The sequence below is a fragment of the Burkholderia sp. Bp9090 genome (genome assembly GCF_003857985.1).
GTDB lineage: Bacteria > Pseudomonadota > Gammaproteobacteria > Burkholderiales > Burkholderiaceae > Burkholderia.
Genome location: NZ_QTPV01000033.1, coordinates 39,912 through 61,243, shown reverse-complemented (window position 1 = coordinate 61,243; position 21,332 = coordinate 39,912). Strand labels below are relative to the sequence as shown.

The window sequence follows — 21,332 nt, the reverse complement described above, 5'->3', positions numbered from 1 at the left end:
CGATCAGCCGTCGGTATCGCGCAGCGTCTTTGCCGTCGCGCGCAGCGTTTCGAGATCGGCCGGGATGTTCTGCCGGCCGGCCGGGTTCGTCGCGGATACCGTTTCGATGAAGCGGTGAGTGGCGTCGTACTGTGGTTTCGAGAGCAGCAGGCGCCGAGTGGCCAGTGCATCGCGTGCATCGTCTCGAGCATGTTGCGCATCGGCACCGAGCGCGCGATAGTGCTTCCGGAGGAGCGCCGACACCGGGTTTTGCGGCATCTCTGCCGCCAGCGCGTCGAGTGCCGCGACATCGTCGTACCGTGCCTGCTTCTCGGCGAAAAGCTCGGCTCGACCCCACGCTTCATCGAAGGCCTTGCGCTGCTCGTCGGCGCGCGCCATCTCGTGGTTGACGATCCAGGTGCTGGCGCTGCCGATCAGTGCACAGGCGATTCCCACGGCGAGCGGATGTTCGAGGAATGCGCGGATGGAGCGGCGTGGTCTGGCGTGTGTCATCGGCTTCGGTCCGGAGGTGACGGAGCGTTCAATCTACCACCGCGGCCGATGCGGTCGGTCCGACGGCACGTCAGTGCTCGCCGCGCTCGCATACCGGCTGCGCCGGCATCAGTTGCGCCGGTGCAGCGACGGTCTGCACCGGGCGGCCGGCGAGCGCGTCGAGCGCTTGCCGGAGCTGCCAGTCACTTGCCGTGCCGAATTCGCGCTGCGGAAGCGCCGCGCTCTTCGCCGTATCGATCTTCGCGCGCACGCGGGCTTCGCGCAGTGCCTGCCGTGCCTTGCGAACCTGCGCGAACGGGTCGGGCGCGACCCGGTCCGCATACGGCGCGCGGGCGAGATCGACTTCGCGGTACCACAGCAGCACGCCGTCGACGTCCGAGTCGCGGCGCGGCGGCACGAGCCAGTCCGGCACGACGCCGTAGCCGTCCATCGGGCAGCCGTTCGGCCGCAGGTTGCGCGCGAACGTGAAAGCGAGGCGCGTGCCGTCGATCAGGTCGACGCCGGTCTGCGCGAGTCCCTTTCCGTAGGTCGGCATCCCGAGCAGCCGCGCGCGGCCGAGATCCTTCAGTGCCGCCGCCGTCGCTTCGGCGGCCGACGCGCTCTGTCCGTCGACGAGCACCACGAGCGGCACGGTGCGCCACCAGTCGTCGGCCTGCAGCGGCGCGAGCGGATCCTGGCCGCGCATGACCGGCAGTTCGTAGTCGGGCCAGTTGGTCGTGAAGCGGCGGTGCTTCGTGCCGTCGCGCTCGAGCGTGATCATCGCGGTACGGTCGCGCCCGGCGAACAGCGCGGTGATGCCGATCGCCGCATTCAGCGCGCCGCCGCCGTTGATGCGCAGGTCGAGGATCACGCCTTTCACCGGCGGCCCCGCGCGGCGCGCGGCCTGCACCGCGTCGATATAGCTGCCGACCGCGGGCTCCGGAAAGCTCGACAGCCGCGTGTACAGGATGTCGCCGGCGAGCCGCTTCGTCGTCGCCGGGTGTGGCCGGACGATCGCGCGGACCGGCGCGAAGGTCAGCGTCGCGTGGTTCGGACCGCGCCGGACCGTGAGCTTCAGCGGCACGCCCGCGTCGCCCTTCGCGAATTTCACGACCTCGCTACTGTCGATGCCGACGACGCTCCGGTCGTTCATCGCGACGACGAGATCGTCGGGCCGCACGCCGGCCTGTTCGGCGGGCGCGTCGGGGATGACGTCGAGGATGTGCAGCCCGTCGGGCCGTGTCTCGAACACGATGCCGATGCCCGGCGTGCCGTCGCGCGCGCGGCGCTCGTCGTCGCGCCGTTCCTGCTCCTCCTTCGCGTTGAAGAAGCGCGCGTGCGGCAGCGTCTTGATCCCGTCGTGCACGGTGGCGTCGAGCAGCGCGCCGATGTCGACGTCGGTCAGGTGCTGCTTCTTCAGCACGTCGACCGCGGCCTTCAGTTCGCAGAGCTGCGGTTCCCAGTCGGGCGGGCAGGGTGACGGTTGCGACGCGGCGGCAGCAGCGGCCGGAGCGGCCGCGGACGGGGCCGCAGGCGGGACGGCAGGCGGCGCGGACGCGGATTGCGCGCGCGCGGCCGATGCGCATGCAACGAACGCAGCCGCGGCGGCTGCGCCGGTACTCCAGGCGACGATGCGATGAACGACACGCGTGGCTGGCATCATGAGGACCGCGGCTTCGGCGGGTGGCGGGGCGGGACGGTGACGCGATTGTAGCCGACGGTCCGTGCAGCCGCGGCGGAGGAGGGGCGGCGGCTCGCCCATGAAAAAAGGCCGGTCCACGAGGGACCGGCCTTCCTGTATCAGCCGAAGCGATGCGGCGCTTAAACCTGCGCGCCCGCGTTCGGATCGTCCGGGTCGTGCGCGGTCTTCTTTTCCTTGATCAGGTCTTCGCGCTTGATGCCGAGCCACATCGCGAGCGAGCCCGCGACGAACACCGACGAGTAGATGCCGAACATGATGCCGACCGTCAGCGCGAGCGCGAAGTAGTGCAGCGTCGGACCGCCGAAGAAGAACATCGACAGCACCATCATTTCCGTCGACGTGTGCGTGATGATCGTCCGCGACATCGTGGTCGTGATCGCGTGGTTGATCACTTCCTGCACGCTCATCTTGCGTTCGCGGCGGAACGTTTCGCGGATCCGGTCGAAGATGACGACCGACTCGTTGACCGAGTAGCCGAGCACCGCGAGGATCGCCGCGAGCACCGCCAGCGAGAACTCCCACTGGAAGAACGCGAAGAAGCCGAGAATGATCACGACGTCGTGCAGGTTCGCGATGATACCGGCGACCGCGTACTTCCATTCGAAGCGGATCGACAGGTAGATCACGATGCCGATCACCACGCACGCGAGCGCGAGGAGACCGTCGGTCGCAAGCTCGCGGCCGACCTGCGGGCCGACGAACTCGACGCGCTGCAGCGTCACGTCGGGGCTTTGCGCCTTCAGCGCGGTCATCACCTGGTCGCTCTGCTGCGCGGACGTCAGGCCTTCCTTCAGCTGCAGGCGGATCAGCACGTTGCGCGACGTGCCGAAGTTCTGCACCTGCGCATCGGCATAGCCGAGCTTGCCGAGCGTGTCGCGCACGGGTTCGAGCTGCGCGGCCTGCTGATACTGGACCTCGATCACCGTGCCGCCGGTGAATTCGACGGACAGGTGCAGCCCGCGGTGGAACAGGAAGAACACGGCGGCGAGGAACGTGACCAGCGAGATCACGTTGAACACCAGCGCGTGCCGCATGAACGGAATGTCTTTACGGATGCGGAAAAATTCCATGGCTTCGTCTCCGGGGCCTTATTGGGTCGAGCCCGGTTTCTTCGGCGACACGCCTTGCTGCGCGCGGTTGCGCAGCTGCGGCTTGCCGGCGCGCGGTGCGTCGCCCTTCGCGGGAGCGGCGAGCTTCGCGGCGCGCGCGGTGTCGGTCGATTCGTCGGCCGCGCCGAACGCTGCGCCTGCGGCACCGGCCGTGGCGCCTTCCGGCTTCCACACCTGGCCGATCGCGAGCGACTTCAGCTTCTTGCGGCCGCCGTACCAGAGGTTGACGATCCCGCGCGAGAAGAACACCGCGGAGAACATCGACGTCAGGATGCCGAGGCAGTGCACGATCGCGAATGCGCGAACCGGGCCCGAACCGAACGCGAGCAGCGCGAGGCCGGCGATCAGCGTCGTGACGTTCGAGTCGAGAATCGTCGCCCACGCATGCGCGTAACCGGCCTGGATCGCGAGCTGCGGCGGCTGGCCGGCGCGCAGTTCTTCACGCACGCGCTCGTTGATCAGCACGTTCGAGTCGATCGCCATGCCGAGCGCGAGTGCGATAGCGGCGATACCGGGCAGCGTCAGCGTCGCCTGCATCAGCGACAGCACCGCGACGAGCAGCAGCAGGTTCACCGACAGGCCGATCACCGAGATCACGCCGAACAGCATGTAGTACGCGATCATGAACACGGCGATCGCGCAGAAGCCCCAGATCACCGAGTGGACGCCCATCTTGATGTTGTCCGCGCCGAGGCTCGGGCCGATCGTGCGTTCCTCGATGATGTCCATCGGTGCGGCGAGCGAACCGGCGCGCAGCAGCAGCGCGAGGTCGGCCGCCGCCTGCGGCGTCGGCTGGCCCGTGATCTGGAAGCGGTCGCCGAGTTCGGACTGGATCGTCGCGACCGTCAGCACCTCGCCCTTGCCCTTCTCGAACAGCACCATCGCCATCGGCTTGCCGATGTTCTCGCGCGACACCGCGCGCACCGAGCGGCCGCCCGCCGAGTCGAGGCGGATGTTGACCGACGGACGCTGGTGTTCGTCGAAGCCGGCCGACGCATCGATGATGCGGTCGCCGGTGAAGATCACTTCCTTCTTCAGCAGCACGGGCGCCTGGTTGCCCTGCGTGAACAGCTCCTCGCCCGGCGGCACGGGGTCGTTCGGGTTCGGGTGCGTGTTGAGCGGATCGGCGAGGCGCGCCTCGAGCGTCGCGGTGCGGCCGATGATGTCCTTCGCCTTCGCGGTGTCCTGCACGCCCGGCAGTTCGACGACGATACGGTCGTTGCCCTGCTGCTGCAGGATCGGCTCGGACACGCCGAGTTCGTTCACGCGGTTGTGGAGCGTGGTCAGGTTCTGCTTGAGCGCGGCGTCCTCGACGGCCTTCTGCACGGCCGGCGTGAACGTGCCGACGACTTGCGTGCCGCCGCCGCCGGGCTGGGTCGCCCATTGCAGTTCGGTGACCGACGCGGCGAGCACCTGGCGGGCGTCTTCGGCCGTTTGCGCGTCGCTGAAGTTGACGACGACGGACTGGTCGACGCGGCTCACGCCGCCGTCGCGGATGTTCTTGTCACGCAGCAGCGCACGGGCGTCGGACGCGTCGGAGTCGAGCTTCTTGGTGAGCGCGCCCGTCATGTCGACCTGGAGCAGGAAATGCACACCGCCGCGCAGGTCGAGGCCGAGATACATCGGCAGGGCGTGCAGCGCGGTCAGCCAGCGCGGCGACGCGCTCTGCAGGTTCAGTGCGACGACGTACTGCGGATCGTTCGGGTCGGTGTTCAGCGATTTCTGCAGCAGGTCCTTGACGCGCAGCTGCGTATCGGTGTCCTTCAGGCGCACGCGGATGTTCGCGTTGGACGCCGTGTTCTCGAAGGTGACGTCGTCCGGCGTGATCTGCGCGGACGCGAGCGCGGATTCGACCTGGGTCAGCGTGGTCGAGTCGAGCTTGACCGTGGCCTTGCCGCTCGACACCTGCACCGCCGGCGCTTCACCGAAGAAGTTGGGCAATGTGTACAGAAGGCCGATGGCGAGCGCCACGACCATCACGACATATTTCCAGAGTGGATAACGATTCATGAGGGGGCCGAACGGGTGGTTGGCGTGAAAGCGTCGCGTCCGGCGCCGCGGCGGCCCGCGCTGTCAGGCGGGCACGGCGCGGGGAGCCGGACGCTCGGTGAAAACCTTACAGCGACTTGATCGTGCCCTTCGGCAGAATGGTCGTGACCGCAGCCTTCTGCACGGTGATTTCGGTGCCTTCGGCGATCTCGACGCCGATGTAGCCTTCGGTGACCTTCGTCACCTTGCCGACGAGGCCGCCGCTCGTGACGACTTCGTCGCCCTTCGCCATGGCCGCGAGCATGTTGCGGTGTTCCTTCTGGCGCTTCATCTGCGGACGGATCATGATGAAGTACAGCACCGCGAACATCAGGATGAGCGGCAGGAAGCTCATCAGGCTCGATTCGGCGCCACCGGCGCCTTGCGCGAAGGCATTGGAAATGAACGGCACGTTGGTCTCTCCGTAGGGGAAGATCGAAAAATAAGCCGGTTATTCTACCACCGGCCCCATGCGCGAACGGCTCGGCAAATGCGCTTTCGGATCAAGCTGTTAAGCGTGAAACGACGCCGTTGCGACTCGTTTGGAAAGGCGATTGTAATGTTTGGCGGTCGCGACGGGCACCCGGAACGCATTATTTAGTACGTGTCCTATGTGACGGGCGCGCTGCGGGCCGCCGGCCCGTCAGTCGACCCCTCTCGCGCGATCCTCCGCGAAGCGCTGGCGGAATGCGTCGAACGTATGGGTCTCGATCGCGTCGCGGATCTCGCTCATCAGCTGCAGGTAGTAGTGCAGGTTGTGGATCGTGTTGAGCTGCGCGCCGAGGATTTCGCCGACGCGGTGCAGGTGATGCAGGTAGCCGCGCGAGAAATTCTGGCACGTGTAGCACGTGCAGCTCGCGTCGAGCGGCTTCAGCGAGTTCTTGTGCGTCGCGTTGCGGATCTTCACGTCGCCGAAGCGCGTGAACAGCCAGCCGTTGCGCGCGTTGCGGGTCGGCATCACGCAGTCGAACATGTCGATGCCGTTCGCGACGCCCTCGACCAGGTCCTCCGGCGTCCCGACGCCCATCAGGTAGTGCGGCTTGTGCGCCGGCAGCTTCGGGCCGACGTGCCGCAGCACGCGCATCATGTCTTCCTTCGGCTCGCCGACCGACAGCCCGCCGATCGCGAGGCCGTGGAAGCCGAGCTCCGCGAGGCCCGCGAGCGATTCGTCGCGCAGGTCCTCGAACATCCCGCCCTGGACGATCCCGAAGAGGGCGTTCGGGTTGCCGAGCCGGTCGAACTCGTCGAGCGAGCGCTTCGCCCAGCGCAGCGACATGCGCATCGAGTCGGCCGCTTCCTTGTGCGTGGTCGGCACGCCGTTGGTCGCGTACGGCGTGCACTCGTCGAACTGCATCACGATGTCCGAGTTCAGCACCTTCTGGATCTGCATCGACACTTCCGGCGACAGGAACAGCTTGTCGCCGTTGATCGGCGATGCGAACGTCACGCCGTCCTCGGTGATCTTGCGCAGGTCGCCGAGCGAGAACACCTGGAAGCCGCCCGAGTCCGTCAGGATCGGCTTGTTCCAGCCCATGAAGCCGTGCAGGCCGCCGTGCGCGTCGATCGTGTCGAGGCCCGGGCGCAGCCACAGGTGGAACGTGTTGCCGAGGATGATCTGGGCCTTGATCTCGTGCAGCTCGCGCGGCTGGATCGCCTTCACGGTGCCGTACGTGCCGACCGGCATGAAGATCGGCGTCTCGACCACGCCGTGGTTGAGCTTCACGCGGCCGCGGCGCGCATGGCCGTCGGTCGTCAGCAGTTCGAATTCGAGCCCGTTCGCGGGGCGGTCCTGCACGGGGGCGTGCGGATGAGCGTGCGTATCGTGGGATGAACCTTCGGTCATCGCGTCATTCTCCTTGCCACCGGAAAACAGTCCGGCGCACGTTGGAAACGCCGCCGGGCAACCGGCGGCGGGGAAAAGCGGGTGCGCGCCATCGTAGCGCGTACCGCAGCAAAACGGGGGCGACGGCGCGGGGACAACGGCGCGACGGCGCGGTCGCGGGCCGGCGTGTCTTCGCACCTGCCGCGCTTACGCGCGCGGCGCCTCCGGCGTGTCGCGCCGCGTGAGCAGCATCGCGTCGCCGTAGCTGAAGAAGCGGTAGCGTGCGTCGATCGCGTGCCGGTACGCGGCGCGGATCGTCTCGACGCCCGCGAACGCCGACACCAGCATCAGCAGTGTCGACTTCGGCAGGTGGAAGTTCGTGACGAGCCGGTCGACGATCCGGAAAGCATAGCCGGGCGTGATGAAGATGTCGGTCTCGGCCTGCGTCGCCGCGAGCGGGCGGCCGGCTGCGTCGGCGCTGCGCGCTGCGGCTTCGAGCGCGCGCATCGAGGTCGTGCCGACCGCGATCACGTTGCCGCCGCGCGCGCGGGTCGCGGCGATCTTGTCGACGAGCGACTGCGGCAGGTCGTACCACTCGCTGTGCATCTTGTGCTCGGCGATGTTGTCGACGCGCACCGGCTGGAACGTGCCGGCGCCCACGTGCAGCGTCAGCGTCGCGCGCTCGACGCCCATCGCGTCGAGCTTCTCGAGCAGCGGCTGGTCGAAATGGAGCCCGGCCGTGGGCGCGGCGACCGCGCCCGGATTGCTCGCATAGACGGTCTGGTAGCGAGTTTCGTCGGTCGCGTCCGGATCGTGCTCGATATAGGGCGGCAGCGGCAGGCGGCCGAACTGCTCGATCAGGTCGAGGCATGGCTCGGGGAAGATCAGCGTGAAGAACGGCTCGACGCGCTCGCCGACCGTCACGTCGAACGCGTCGGCGAGGCGCAGCGTCGTGCCGGCGCCCGGCGACTTGCTCGCGCGGATCTGCGCGAGCGCGGTGTGCGTGCCGGTCACGCGCTCGATCAGTACCTCGATCTTGCCGCCGCTGGCCTTCTGGCCGAAGAAGCGTGCCTTCAGGACCTTGGTATCGTTGAACACGAGCAGGTCGCCGGGCGCGATGCACGACGGCAGCTCGGCGAAGCGGCGATCGACGAGGCGCGCGGGCTCGACGGTGCCGTCGACCTCGAGCAGGCGGCTCGCGGTACGGTCGGGCAGCGCGGTTTGCGCAATCAGCTCGGGAGGCAGATTGAAATCGAAATCGGAAAGCGTGAACATGCGGGCTGGTTCGAAACGGCCGGCGGGCGCCGCCGACAAGGCGGAAACGCATGAATGGGGCGCGCGAGCCGCTATGATGGCGGGATGCGCGGCCTGGCCGGCGTCGTTCGTTCGGACGACGTGAAAGCCGCTATTGTACTTGCCTTGCGAAGCACCCAGACGATCCGATGCCTGTGTCACCACGCCGTTCCACCGCCGCCGTTGCCGATTCCGCCGATCCGTTCGACGCGGACGATGCCGCGTTACCCGCGCGCAGCGCGGGGGAGCACGAGTCACCACGCGGTATCGCGCCGCGGCGCACGGGCCCGAAGCGCGGTGCCGACGGGCGGCTCGCGCAGCCGGCCGCTGCCGCACCCGACGCCGAACCGGGCGCGGGCGGTGACGAAGCGGGTGAAGCGGGCGCAGCGGGACCATCCGGTGCGAAACGCAAGAAGAAGCCGGCCGCCGACAAACCCGTGAAGACCGTCGACAAGCTCGCGAAGCTCGGCCTCACGCGCTCGATCGATCTCGTGCTGCATCTGCCGATGCGCTACGAAGACGAAACCACGCTCACGCCGATCGGCGAACTGCTGCCGGGCGGCATCGCGCAGACCGAAGGCGTCGTGTTCGACAACGAGGTCGCGTACCGGCCGCGTCGGCAGCTCGTCGTGAAGATCCAGGACGACGACGGCGAGCAGCTCGTGCTGCGCTTCCTCAATTTCTACGGTTCGCAGGTCAAGCAGATGGCCGTCGGCCAGCGGCTGCGCGTGCGCGGCGACGTCCGCGGCGGCTTCTTCGGGATGGAGATGGTGCATCCGGCCGTGCGCGTCGTCGAGGCCGATGCGCCGCTGCCGCAGGTGCTCACGCCCGTCTATCCGAGCACGGCCGGCGTGTCGCAGGCGTATCTGCGCAAGGCGATCGAGAACGCGGTCGAGCGCACGCCGCTGCCCGAGCTGCTGCCGCCCGAGATCGAGCGCGACTACCTGAAGCCGCTCGGCGTGCCGACGCTCGCGCAGGCCGTGCGCATCCTGCACCACCCGGCCGTCGATTCCGACGAAGCCGCGCTGATGGACGGCTCGCATCCGGCGTGGACCCGCATCAAGTTCGAGGAGCTGCTCGCGCAGCAACTGTCGCTCAAGCGCGCGCACGAGGAGCGCCGCACGCGCGCGGCGCCCGCGATGCCGCGTCGCGCCGCGACCGATGCCGATGCGCTGACCACACGCCTTTACGCGGCGCTGCCGTTCACGCTGACGGGCGCGCAGTCGCGCGTCGTCGACGAGATCGCGCACGACCTCACGCTCGCGCACCCGATGCAGCGGCTGCTGCAGGGCGACGTCGGCAGCGGCAAGACGGTCGTCGCGGCGCTGGCGGCCGCGCAGGCGATCGACGCCGGCTACCAGGCCGCGCTGATGGCGCCGACCGAAATCCTCGCGGAACAGCACGCGCGCAAGCTGCGCGCATGGCTCGAGCCGCTCGGCGTCACGGTCGCATGGCTCGCGGGCAGCCTGAAGGCGAAGGAGAAGCGCGCGGCGATCGAGGCCGCGGCGCTCGGCACCGCGCAGCTCGTGATCGGCACGCACGCGATCATCCAGGACACCGTCGAATTCGCGCGGCTCGGCCTCGTGATCGTCGACGAGCAGCACCGCTTCGGCGTCGAGCAGCGTCTCGCGCTGCGCGCGAAGGCCGCGAACGCGGCCAACGGCGCGCGCGATTTCCAGCCGCACCAGTTGATGATGTCGGCCACGCCGATCCCGCGCACGCTCGCGATGACGTATTACGCGGACCTCGAGGTGTCGACGATCGACGAGCTGCCGCCGGGCCGCACGCCGGTGTTGACGCGCCTCGTCGGCGACGCGCGGCGCGAGGAGGTGATCGCCCGCGTGCGCGAGGCCGCGCTGACCGGCCGCCAGGTGTACTGGGTGTGTCCGCTGATCGAGGAGAGCGAGACGCTGCAGCTGCAGACGGCCGTCGAAACCTATGAAACGCTGGCCGCGGCACTGCCCGAGCTGAAGGTCGGGCTCGTGCACGGGCGGCTGTCGCCGGCCGACAAGGCGGCCGTGATGGAGGCCTTCACGCGCAACGACGTGCAGCTGCTCGTCGCGACGACCGTGATCGAAGTCGGCGTCGACGTGCCGAATGCCTCGCTGATGGTGATCGAGCACGCGGAGCGCTTCGGCCTCGCGCAGTTGCACCAGCTGCGCGGCCGCGTCGGGCGCGGCACCGCGGCGTCGGTGTGCGTGCTGCTGTACACGGGCCCGCTGTCGCTGACCGGCCGCGAGCGGCTGAAGACGATGCGCGAGACGACCGACGGCTTCGAGATCGCGCGGCGCGACCTCGAGATCCGCGGCCCCGGCGAATTCCTCGGCGCGCGCCAGTCCGGCGCGGCGATGCTGCGCTTCGCGAACCTCGAGACCGACGGCTGGCTGATCGATCCGGCCCGCGACGCGGCGGCGCGGCTGATCGCCGCGTATCCCGACGTGGTCACGCAGCATCTCGCCCGCTGGCTCGGCGCGCGCGAGCAATATCTGAAGGCCTGATTCGCGCATTCAGGGTCGGATTTAAAACCGCCATGCAGCGCTGATTCGGCGTGTTGCGATACAGAGAAACTTGGCGAACCGGTGCCAACGGGTGTATAAATTAAACCTATCGCCTGTATATCCCTGATTGACCCACAATGACCCTGACTGAATTGAAATACATCGTCGCGGTCGCGCGCGAACGGCACTTCGGTCGCGCGGCCGAAGCGTGCTTCGTGAGCCAGCCGACGCTGTCGGTGGCGATCAAGAAGCTCGAAGACGAGCTCAACGTGCAGATTTTCGAGCGCGGCGCGAGCGAGGTGAGCGTGACCCCGATCGGCGACCAGATCGTCACGCAGGCGCAGCGCGTGCTCGAGCAGACCTTCGCGATCAAGGAGATCGCGAAGCAGGGCAAGGACCCGCTCGTCGGCCCGTTCCGGCTCGGCGTGATCTACACGATCGGGCCGTACCTGCTGCCGACGCTCGTCAAGCAGATGATCCAGCGCGTGCCGCAGATGCCGCTGATGCTGCAGGAAAACTACACGCTGAAGCTGCTCGAACTGCTGAAGCAGGGCGAGATCGACGCCGCGATCATGGCGCTGCCGTTCCCCGAAACCGGCCTGATGGTGCGGCCGCTGTACGACGAGCCGTTCGTCGTCGCGCTGCCGGCCGGCCATCCGTGGGAGAAGCGCGACGAGATCGACGCCGAGGACCTGAAGCAGGAAACGATGCTGCTGCTCGGCAACGGCCATTGCTTCCGCGATCACGTGCTCGGCGTGTGCCCGGAGCTGATGCGCTTCTCGCAGACGGCCGACGGCATCCAGAAGACCTTTGAGGGCTCATCGCTCGAAACGATTCGCCATATGGTCGCGAGCGGCGTCGGCATCACGGTGCTGCCGCGGATGTCGGTCGCCGAGGTTGGTCCGCGCGCGAACGGCCCCGACGCCGAGTTGCTGTCGTACGTGCCGTTCAACGAACCGGTGCCGGATCGCCGCGTCGTGCTGGTGTGGCGCAAGAGCTTCACGCGGATGCCCGCGATCGACGCGATCAGCGAGGCGATCGCCGCGTGCGAGCTGCCGGGCGTCGCGAAGCTCGACATGCCGGCGACGATGAACTGAGTGAACTGATCAGGGAGCAGTGCTCCCGAGGCAGGCGGATGAACGGGGTCTGGCGACCCCGTTTATTTTTGCCTATCGAATAGATGAAATTTATTAAATTCAAATTATCGATAGACGTAATTAGAATCATTTCCATGGATTGCGTCGGATCGGCGGTTCGATTCGCACGTTGAATGCAAGCGTCAAAGGAGGATGTCATGATGCGGTCGGTACTGCAGCACGCGCAGCGGAACATCCCGTCGCGCGACGAGGTCGTCAATCGTGCGAGGGCCGCGGCCCGGAGCCTGCGCCCGATTGCGTTCGCGTACCTGGCGGACCGTACGTATGGCGGATGAGTGCCGTTGCATGCAGGTTCGGTGTTCCCCGACTCACCGCCGTTCAGCCATGAGGGAGCGTTGCATGTCCGAAGTCCCGCAACCCGCATCGAAGGCCGCGCGGCCTGACACCCCGTAGTACGACAGGATCAACCTGTTCCGTTTCATCCCCCCGCAATGCTCCATGAACCGCGCCCGGCAAGTGGGGGCTTACGAGTCAAGCAAAGGAGAAAAAAGCATGTCGACCGAATCGAAGTGTCCGTTCAACCATACGGCGGCCGGCGGCACGTCGAACAGGGACTGGTGGCCGAACCAGCTCAATCTCAACATCCTGCACCGGCACTCGGCGCTGTCCGATCCGATGGACAAGGATTTCGACTACGCGGAAGCGTTCAAGAAGCTCGACCTCGCGGCGGTGAAGCGCGATCTGCATGCGCTGATGACCACGTCGCAGGACTGGTGGCCGGCCGACTTCGGCCACTACGGCGGCCTGTTCATCCGGATGGCCTGGCACAGCGCCGGCACGTACCGGACCGCCGACGGCCGCGGCGGCGCGGGCGGCGGGCAACAGCGCTTCGCCCCGCTGAACAGCTGGCCGGACAACGGCAACCTCGACAAGGCGCGCCGGCTGCTGTGGCCGATCAAGCAGAAGTACGGCCGCAACATCTCGTGGGCCGACCTGCTGATCCTGACCGGCAACGTCGCGCTCGAATCGATGGGCTTCAAGACCTTCGGCTTCGCGGGCGGCCGCGTCGACACATGGGAACCGGACGACGTCTACTGGGGTTCGGAAAAGATCTGGCTGGAACTGAGCGGCGGCCCGAACAGCCGTTACTCGGGCGACCGTGATCTCGAGAACCCGCTCGCGGCCGTGCAGATGGGCCTCATCTACGTGAACCCGGAAGGCCCCGACGGCAACCCCGACCCGGTCGCGGCGGCCCGCGACATCCGCGAGACGTTCGCGCGGATGGCGATGAACGACGAAGAGACGGTTGCGCTGATCGCCGGCGGCCACACGTTCGGCAAGACGCACGGCGCCGGCCCCGCTACGAACGTCGGCCCCGAGCCGGAAGCGGCGGCCATCGAGCAGCAGGGCCTCGGCTGGAAGAGCACGTACGCATCGGGCAAGGGCCGCGACGCGATCACGAGCGGCCTCGAAGTCACGTGGACGTCGACACCGACGAAGTGGAGCAACGACTTCTTCAAGCACCTGTTCGGCTATGAATGGGAACTGACGAAGAGCCCGGCCGGCGCGCACCAGTGGGTTGCGAAGGGCGCCGACGAGGTGATTCCCGATGCGTTCGATCCGGCGAAGAAGCATCGCCCGACGATGCTGACGACCGACCTGTCGCTGCGTTTCGACCCGGCCTACGAGAAGATCTCGCGCCGCTTCTACGAGAACCCGGCCGAGTTCGCCGACGCGTTCGCGCGCGCCTGGTTCAAGCTCACGCACCGCGACATGGGTCCGCGTGCGCGCTATCTGGGCCCGGAAGTGCCGGCCGAGCAACTGCTGTGGCAAGACCCGATCCCGGCCGTCGACCACCCACTGATCGACGCCGCCGACGTCGCGGCGCTGAAGGCGAAGGTGCTCGCGTCGGGGCTGTCGGTCGCGCAGCTCGTGTCGACCGCGTGGGCGTCGGCTTCCACGTTCCGCGGTTCGGACAAGCGCGGCGGCGCGAACGGCGCGCGCATCCGCCTCGCCCCGCAGAAGGACTGGGAAGTGAACCAGCCGGCGGCACTTGCCGCGGTGCTCGAAACGCTCGAAGGCGTGCAGAAGGCGTTCAACGATGCGCAGACGGGCGGCAAGAAGGTGTCGCTCGCCGACCTGATCGTGCTCGCCGGTGCAGCCGGCGTCGAGCAGGCCGCGAAGAACGCGGGTGTCGCGGTGACGGTGCCGTTCGCACCGGGCCGGATGGACGCGTCGCAAGAGCAGACCGACATCGAGGCGATGGCCGTGCTCGAGCCGGTTGCGGACGGTTTCCGCAACTACCTGAAGCACGCGTACAAGACGCCGGCCGAGGCGCTGCTGGTCGACAAGGCCCAGCTGCTGACGCTGAGCGGGCCGGAGCTGACGGTGCTCGTCGGCGGCCTGCGGGTGCTCGGCGCGAACGTCGGTGACGCAAAGCACGGCGTGTTCACCGATCGTCCGGGCGCGCTGACCAACGACTTCTTCGTGAACCTGCTCGACATGGGCACGGAGTGGAAGCCGGTGTCGGCCGCGAACGACGTGTTCGAAGGGCGCGACCGGGCGACGGGCCAGGTCAAGTGGACCGGCACGCGCGTCGACCTGATCTTCGGTTCGCACTCGCAGCTGCGGGCGCTGGCCGAGGTGTACGGCAGCGCCGACGCGCACGAGAAGTTCGTGCGCGATTTCGTCGCGGCCTGGAACAAGGTGATGAACCTCGACCGCTTCGACCTCGCGTGAAAGTCGCGATGCGCTGACGCAGTCACGCTGTAACGTGAAACGGCCGGTCGCACGACCGGCCGTTTTTTCTTCCGATTCAAGGTCTTGTCGAAGGAGTGACGACCATGACGCAAATGATGCTGAACATGCGCGCCGCGTTCACACCGGCCGAGCTGGCGCGCCGTATCGTCGGTTTCGCGATCGTCATCGGCGGTGCGGCCGAGCTGGTCGCGCAGGCGCTGCACGCGCTCGCACCGCTCGTGTCGAGCGCCGGCGGCTGAGCGCAGCGAATCGCGCGCCGCGCTAGACTGGCACGTCGCGAACGGATGCCGCACGGCGCGGCATGCGGATTGCTCGACGCGTTTTCGCCGGTTCAACATTTCGAATGAGGAGTCCCGAAGATGGCCAGGAAAGGCAACGCCACGCAGATCAACATCGGCATCAGCGACAAGGACCGCAAGAAGATCGCGGACGGCCTGTCGCGTCTGCTCGCCGACACGTTTTCGCTGTACCTGAAGACCCACAACTTCCACTGGAACGTCACCGGGCCGATGTTCAACACGCTGCATCTGATGTTCGAAGAGCAGTACAACGAACTGTGGCTCGCGGTCGACCTGGTCGCCGAGCGCATTCGCACGCTCGGCGTCGTCGCGCCGGGCACGTTCGCGGATTTCGCGAAGCTGTCGTCGGTGCCGGAAGCGAACGGCGTGCCGGCGGCCGAAGAGATGATCCGCCAGCTCGTCGAAGGGCACGAGACGGTCGTGCGCACCGCGCGCGAAATCTTCCCGATCGCCGATGCGGCGAGCGACGAGCCGACCGCCGACCTGCTGACGCAGCGCCTGCAGACGCATGAAAAGACTGCGTGGATGCTGCGGTCGCTGCTTGCCTGAATCCGGGGTGACCGGCCGTGCGTCGTGCGGCCGGTGTCAGCGGGTGATCGGCAACCGGGCGGTGTCCCGAAGTCGAAGCGGGGTCGGATTGCCTGCATCGGCATCGAATGTCGGCAGGGCGGGCTGCGCACCGCCCATGCATCTGTCCCCTGATCGACGTATGCGGCTGCTCGGCCGCGTGCAGCGGGCCCGGGCAGCCTGCGCGCGCGCCGCCGCACCCGGCTGCGGGCCGTCCCGACATGACGCGAACCGCCGCTCGGCTCTAAAATGCCGGGATTCTCTTCCCGGTGGTTCGCCATGCTCGCCCGCTTTCCCCTGTATCTGCGGCTCGTCCGGATGGACAAGCCGATCGGCAGCCTGCTGCTGCTCTGGCCGACGCTCAACGCACTGTGGATCGCGTCGGACGGTCATCCGCGCTGGCCGCTGCTGGTGATCTTCGCGCTCGGCACGCTGCTGATGCGCTCGGCCGGCTGCGCGATGAACGACTATGCCGACCGCGATTTCGACCGTCACGTGAAGCGCACGGCCGACCGGCCGCTGACGTCGGGCAAGATCCGCGCATGGGAAGCCGTCGCGATCGCGGTGGTGCTGTCGTTCATCGCGTTCCTGCTGATCCTGCCGCTCAACACGCTGACGAAGGAGCTGTCGGTCGTCGCGCTGTTCGTCGCCGGCTCGTACCCGTTCATGAAGCGTTTCTTCGCGATTCCGCAGGCGTATCTCGGCATCGCGTTCGGCTTCGGCATCCCGATGGCGTTCGCGGCCGTGCAGGACACGGTGCCGATGCTCGCGTGGGTGATGCTGGTGGCGAACATCTTCTGGTCGGTCGCGTACGACACCGAATACGCGATGGTCGACCGCGACGACGACATCAAGATCGGCATTCGCACGTCCGCGCTGACGTTCGGCCGCTTCGACGTCGCGGCCGTGATGGCGTGCTATGCGGTGACGCTCGGCATCTACGTGTGGATCGGCGTGACGCTCGGCTTCGGTCTCGCGTACTGGGCCGGCTGGGCCGCGGCGGTCGGCTGCGCGCTGTATCACTACACGCTGATCAAGGATCGCGAGCGGATGCCGTGCTTCGCGGCGTTCCGGCACAACAACTGGCTCGGCGGCGTGCTGTTCGCGGGGATCGCCGTGCATTACCTGCTGGCGGGGCCGGCTGCCAACTGAAGCAGTACGGGCACCTCGCCGGCGCGCGATGCCAACAAAAAAGCGGCCGCGGCCGCTTTTTTTGTTGGCGCGGCCGGGCAAGCCCGGCCGATGACGCGGCGCTTACGCGCGACCGAGCTCGTCGCCCATTTCCTTCGCGCGTGCCTCGGCCGCGAGCGCGCCGCGCACGATCGCTTCCTTCACGCCTTGCGCGTCGAACGACGCGAGCGCGGCGGCCGTCGTGCCGCCCTTCGACGTCACGCGCTCGCGCAGCACGCTCGCCGGTTCGCCCGACTGCGCGGCGAGTTGCGCGGCGCCCGCGAACGTCGCGACCGCGAGCGCGCGGCCCTGTTCGTCGTTCATGCCGAGGCGGCGCGCGGCTTCCTGCAGCGCTTCGATGAAATAGAACACGTACGCCGGGCCGCTGCCCGAGATCGCCGTGACCGCGTCGAGCTGCGCTTCATCGTCGAACCAGACGATCTCGCCGACCGCGCCGAGCACGTTCGACGCGAGCTCGCGACCGGCCGCGTCGACGCCCGGCAGCGCGGCGAGGCCCGTCACGCCCATGCCGACCAGCGCCGGCGTGTTCGGCATCGTGCGCACGACGCGTGCGTAGTCGCCGAGCCAGCGGGCGAGGTCGGTGCCGCGGATGCCGGCCGCGATGCTGATCACGAGCTGCGACTTCAAGTGCGGCGCGAGCGCCTGCGCGACGTCCTTCAGCACCTGCGGTTTCACCGCGAGCACGATCGCGTCGTAGTCCGCGAGCGTCGCGTCGACGGCCGCGCCGGTGCGGATGCCGAACTGCTGCGCGGTGCGCGCGCGGGCGTCTTCGTTGACGTCGATGGCATACAGGCCGTCAGCGGCGACGCCGCGCTTGATCAGGCCGCCGATCAGGGCCGCGGCCATGTTGCCGCCGCCGATGAATGCGATTTTCATGGTGTCGAATTGAGCAAGTGAGTGAACGGGAAGGCGGAAAAGGGCGGCGCTCAGTGCGAATAATCGCGGGCGCCGAAGATCGCGGTGCCGACGCGCACGATGGTCGCGCCTTCGAGCACCGCGGCCTCGAGATCGGCGGACATGCCCATCGACAATGTGTCGAGCGGCAGGCCGTCGGCGCGCAATGCGTCGTACAGCGCGCGCAGCGCGCGATGCGGCACGCGTTGCGCATCGATATCGCCGGCCGGCTCGGGAATCGCCATCAGGCCGCGCAGGCGCAGCGCCGGCAGCGCGGCGACCGCGCGCGCGACGTCGGCCACGTCGGCCGGCGCGACACCGCTCTTCGACGCCTCGCCGCTGATGTTCACCTGCACGCATACGTTGAGCGGCGGCAGGTGCGCGGGGCGCTGTTCGGCGAGGCGCTGCGCGATCTTCAGCCGGTCGACCGAATGGACCCAGTCGAACCGTTCGGCGACCGGGCGCGTCTTGTTCGATTGCAGCGGCCCGATGAAATGCCATTCGAGCGCGGCGCGCAGATCCGCGAGCGCGTCGATCTTGTCGATCGATTCCTGCACGTAGTTCTCGCCGAACGCGCGTTGGCCGGCCGCATGCGCGGCGCGCACGTCGTCGGCGGGAAACGTCTTCGACACGGCGAGCAGCGAGACGGTGGCGGGATCGCGGCCGGCCGCGCGGGCGGCGTCGGCGATGCGGCGGTGAACGGAATCGAGACGGACGGCGAAATCGGACATGACGGGCACGGAAGCAGGCACGGGAAGCGAGTACGGCGACGAATGCGGTGACGAATGCGGCAGCGGATGCGGCACGGCACGCGCCGCATCGGTTCGCCCATTATACGGACGGGGCGCCGGCGGGGCCGGCCATCCGCGTCAGCCGTACAGCAGATGTTCGACGAGCTGGATCCAGTGCGCGACCGGAATCTGCGTGCCGCTTTGCAGGTGCGCGATGCAGCCGACGTTGCCGGACACGATCATCTGCGGCTCGAGTGCCTGCAGCTTCAGCAGCTTCTGCTTGCGCAGCCGGTACGACAGCGACGGCTGCGTCAGCGAATAGGTGCCGGCCGAGCCGCAGCACAGATGGCTGTCGGCCGGCAGCCGCACGTCGATGCCGAGCGTCTCGAGCAGGCGCTCGACCTTGCCGCGCGACTGCTGGCCGTGCTGCAGCGTGCACGGCGGGTGGTACGCGACGGTATGGATCGCGCGGCGCCGCGCGAGCGTCGCGATCTCGGCCTCGAACGCGAGCAGCACGTCGGAGATGTCGCGCGTCAGCGCGACGATGCGCTGCGCCTTCTCCGCATAGGCCGGATCGTCGCGCAGCAGGTGCGCGTATTCGAGCACCGTCGCGCCGCAGCCCGTTGCGTTCATCACGATCGCTTCGGCGCCTTGCTCGACGTACGGCCACCACGCGTCGATGTTGCGGCGCGCGTCGTCGAGCGCCTCGTCGTGATAGTTCAGGTGCAGGCGGATCGCGCCGCAGCAGCCCGCGTCGGGCGCGACGATCGTCTCGACCCCGAGCGCGTCGAGCACGCGCGCGGTCGCGATGTTGATGTTCGGCAGCATCGACGGCTGCACGCAGCCGGCGAGCATCAGCATCTTGCGCGAATGGGGGCGCTGCGGCCATTCGAGCAGCCGCGTGCGCGGCGGCACCTTGTCGCGCAGCCGTTTCGGCAAGAGCGGCCGCATGTGCTGGCCGAGCCGCATGAGCGGCGAGAACAGCGCCGCGTTCGGCACGAGGCTGGCGAGCACGCGGCGCACGAGTCGTTGCTGCACCGGGCGCTGCACTTGCGCCTCGACGTGCTTGCGGCCGATTTCGACGAGCCGGCCGTACTGGACACCCGACGGGCAGGTCGTCTCGCAGCTGCGGCAGGTGAGGCAGCGGTCGAGGTGCTGCTGCGTGCTGCGCGTGACGGGCGCGCCTTCGACCATCTGCTTGATCAGGTAGATGCGGCCGCGCGGGCCGTCGAGTTCGTCGCCGAGCAGCTGATAGGTCGGGCACGTCGCGGTGCAGAAGCCGCAATGCACGCACTTGCGCAGGATCGCGTCGGCCTCGTCGCCGTCGGGCGTATTGCGGATGAAATCGGCGAGGTTCGTTTGCATCGATCTTAGGGTCTGTTTATATATGGAACGCGCATGCGTTGCCACGAGAACGGCCGCTCGCGAGGCGCGTGACGCCGCGAATACTGGCGTATTCGCAAGGAGCGCAACGCGGCGAGCGGCCGTTCTCGTGGCAACCCCTAATCAAAAGATTCATTCCACGGGAATGCCCGAAATCGCCCGTATGGCGGCGTCGCTCGTCGCTTGTTTGGCTCGGCCAAACGGCGCTCCTCACTTCTTGCCCTACGCGCGATTTCGGGCATTCGCATGTGCGTTCCATATATAAACAGACCCTAAAGATCAGGGTAAAGCCGGCCGCGATTGAAGATGCGCGCGGGATCGAACGCAGCCTTCAGCCCGCGGTGAATCTTCATCAGCGGCGCGGGCAGCGGCGTGAACACGCCCGCGCTGCGGTCGTACGACTCGCCCGCGCGGAACAGCGTCGCATGGCCGCCGGCCTGCTTTGCGCTCATGCGCACCGTCTGCGCGTCGGCGTCGGTGATCCACCAGCGCTGCGCGCCGCCCCATTCCATCAGCTGGGTGCCGGGCAGGTGCATCGGTTCGGTGATCGACGGCAGCGCGAGCCGCCACAGCGCATAGCCGGGCGGGATGCCGTTGAAGAACGGGTCGGTGTGCTCGCGCACGCCGGCCCAGAAGCGCTCGGCCTCGACCGCGTCGACGACTTCGCCGCCGAGCAGCGTCTTCGCCGATTTCACGGCCGCCTCGGCGCCCGACAGCCGCAGCACGAGCGTGCCGTTGCGCCACGCGCTCGCGCTGACGGGCAGCGGATGGCCGCCCCATTCGTTGAGCTTGCGCACCGCGTCGGTCGCGGTCATCTCGAACTTCAGCGTGACTTCGGCGACGGGCACCGGCAGCACCTTGATCGACAGCTCGAGCATCAGCCCGAGCGTGCCGAGCGAGCCGGCCATCAGCCGCGACACGTCGTAGCCGGCGACGTTCTTCACGACCTGCCCGCCAAAGCGCAGCGCTTCGCCGCGGCCGTTCATCAGCGTGACGCCGAGCACGAAATCGCGCGGCGCGCCGCAGGTCGCGCGGCGCGGCCCCGCGAGGCCCGCCGCGACGCAGCCGCCGACGGTGGCCGCGCGGCCGAAGTGAGGCGGCTCGAACGGCAGCATCTGGCCGCACTCGGCGAGGACGGCTTCAAGCTGCGCGAGCGGCGTGCCCGCGCGGACCGTGACGACGAGTTCGGCCGGGTCGTACGACACGACGCCCTGAAACGCACGCGTGTCGAGTATTTCGCCGTCCAGCGCCTGGCCGTACCAGTCCTTGGTGCCGCCGCCGCGAATCCGCAGCGGCCGGCCGTCGGCACTGGCGGCGCGGACGCGTTCGGCCCATCCGGCGACGATGTCGTCCTCTTCCATGTTGTATTGCTGCCTCGTTGTTGTCCGGTCGATTGTACCGGGGTGGCGCGAATCCACATCGCGACTATCCCTAAGCCACGCATGACGAATGCATGCGGGCGTCGCCGCGCGCACGGCCGGCGCGGG

General features: G+C 68.1%; 17 protein-coding genes. 6 read left to right on the top strand and 11 right to left on the bottom strand.

Annotated elements, in window-relative coordinates; translation table 11 throughout:
* Positions 1-3: 3 nt before the first annotated feature.
* The 7 genes from DIE16_RS25585 to queA form a co-directional block, all read right to left on the bottom strand.
* Complete coding sequence (locus DIE16_RS25585; RefSeq protein ID WP_124893653.1) at positions 4-492, bottom strand: hypothetical protein; 489 nt, start codon at positions 490-492, stop codon at positions 4-6.
* A gap of 70 nt (positions 493-562) precedes the next feature.
* The gene (locus tag DIE16_RS25580) at positions 563-2,134 is read right to left on the bottom strand and encodes a S41 family peptidase (RefSeq protein WP_185735516.1); all 1,572 of its coding nucleotides are present in this window, start codon (positions 2,132-2,134) and stop codon (positions 563-565) included.
* Positions 2,135-2,292: 158 nt separating this feature from the next.
* Positions 2,293-3,243 carry a protein translocase subunit SecF gene (gene secF / locus DIE16_RS25575; RefSeq protein WP_044844020.1) on the bottom strand — a complete coding sequence of 317 codons (951 nt, stop codon included), beginning with the start codon at positions 3,241-3,243 and terminating at the stop codon, positions 2,293-2,295.
* An 18-nt stretch (positions 3,244-3,261) separates the two neighbouring features.
* Positions 3,262-5,292 (bottom strand): protein translocase subunit SecD, encoded by a 2,031-nt coding sequence (secD, locus tag DIE16_RS25570; RefSeq protein ID WP_124893652.1) that lies wholly within the window; start codon positions 5,290-5,292, stop codon positions 3,262-3,264.
* Positions 5,293-5,398: 106 nt separating this feature from the next.
* Positions 5,399-5,722 carry a preprotein translocase subunit YajC gene (gene yajC, locus DIE16_RS25565; protein ID WP_006476868.1) on the bottom strand — a complete coding sequence of 108 codons (324 nt, stop codon included), beginning with the start codon at positions 5,720-5,722 and terminating at the stop codon, positions 5,399-5,401.
* Between the two features lie 231 nt (positions 5,723-5,953).
* Positions 5,954-7,153 carry a tRNA guanosine(34) transglycosylase Tgt gene (tgt, locus tag DIE16_RS25560; RefSeq protein ID WP_124529740.1) on the bottom strand — a complete coding sequence of 400 codons (1,200 nt, stop codon included), beginning with the start codon at positions 7,151-7,153 and terminating at the stop codon, positions 5,954-5,956.
* Between the two features lie 186 nt (positions 7,154-7,339).
* Complete coding sequence (gene queA, locus DIE16_RS25555) at positions 7,340-8,407, bottom strand: tRNA preQ1(34) S-adenosylmethionine ribosyltransferase-isomerase QueA (protein WP_124893651.1); 1,068 nt, start codon at positions 8,405-8,407, stop codon at positions 7,340-7,342.
* Positions 8,408-8,574: 167 nt separating this feature from the next.
* On the opposite strand from queA, the gene recG reads away from it, so the two are divergent.
* The 6 genes from recG (at position 8,575) to ubiA (ending at position 16,798) form a co-directional block, all read left to right on the top strand.
* The gene (gene recG, locus DIE16_RS25550; RefSeq protein WP_124529738.1) at positions 8,575-10,923 is read left to right on the top strand and encodes an ATP-dependent DNA helicase RecG; all 2,349 of its coding nucleotides are present in this window, start codon (positions 8,575-8,577) and stop codon (positions 10,921-10,923) included.
* A 137-nt stretch (positions 10,924-11,060) separates the two neighbouring features.
* The gene (locus DIE16_RS25545; RefSeq protein WP_009689274.1) at positions 11,061-12,020 is read left to right on the top strand and encodes a hydrogen peroxide-inducible genes activator; all 960 of its coding nucleotides are present in this window, start codon (positions 11,061-11,063) and stop codon (positions 12,018-12,020) included.
* Between the two features lie 552 nt (positions 12,021-12,572).
* Positions 12,573-14,759, top strand: coding sequence for a catalase/peroxidase HPI (gene katG, locus DIE16_RS25540; RefSeq protein WP_124893650.1), 2,187 nt, complete (start codon positions 12,573-12,575; stop codon positions 14,757-14,759).
* Positions 14,760-14,863: 104 nt separating this feature from the next.
* Positions 14,864-15,019 carry a hypothetical protein gene (locus tag DIE16_RS36740; RefSeq protein WP_185500316.1) on the top strand — a complete coding sequence of 52 codons (156 nt, stop codon included), beginning with the start codon at positions 14,864-14,866 and terminating at the stop codon, positions 15,017-15,019.
* Positions 15,020-15,139: 120 nt separating this feature from the next.
* Positions 15,140-15,628 carry a non-specific DNA-binding protein DpsA gene (dpsA, locus tag DIE16_RS25535; protein ID WP_044844027.1) on the top strand — a complete coding sequence of 163 codons (489 nt, stop codon included), beginning with the start codon at positions 15,140-15,142 and terminating at the stop codon, positions 15,626-15,628.
* A gap of 297 nt (positions 15,629-15,925) precedes the next feature.
* Complete coding sequence (gene ubiA / locus DIE16_RS25530; RefSeq protein ID WP_124487971.1) at positions 15,926-16,798, top strand: 4-hydroxybenzoate octaprenyltransferase; 873 nt, start codon at positions 15,926-15,928, stop codon at positions 16,796-16,798.
* Positions 16,799-16,900: 102 nt separating this feature from the next.
* Here ubiA and proC read toward each other — a convergent pair whose 3' ends face one another.
* The 4 genes from proC to glcE all read right to left on the bottom strand — a co-directional run bounded on the left by proC (position 16,901) and on the right by glcE (position 21,206).
* Positions 16,901-17,713 (bottom strand): pyrroline-5-carboxylate reductase, encoded by an 813-nt coding sequence (gene proC / locus DIE16_RS25525; protein WP_124487970.1) that lies wholly within the window; start codon positions 17,711-17,713, stop codon positions 16,901-16,903.
* A gap of 50 nt (positions 17,714-17,763) precedes the next feature.
* Positions 17,764-18,462, bottom strand: a complete 699-nt coding sequence (locus tag DIE16_RS25520; RefSeq protein ID WP_124519959.1) for a YggS family pyridoxal phosphate-dependent enzyme — start codon at positions 18,460-18,462, stop codon at positions 17,764-17,766.
* Positions 18,463-18,600: 138 nt separating this feature from the next.
* A complete protein-coding gene (gene glcF / locus DIE16_RS25515; RefSeq protein ID WP_044844030.1) occupies positions 18,601-19,827 on the bottom strand; it encodes a glycolate oxidase subunit GlcF in 1,227 nt (408 codons plus the stop codon).
* Between the two features lie 290 nt (positions 19,828-20,117).
* Entirely contained in the window at positions 20,118-21,206 is a 1,089-nt protein-coding gene (gene glcE, locus DIE16_RS25510; protein WP_124571186.1) for a glycolate oxidase subunit GlcE, read from the bottom strand.
* Positions 21,207-21,332: the final 126 nt, after the last annotated feature.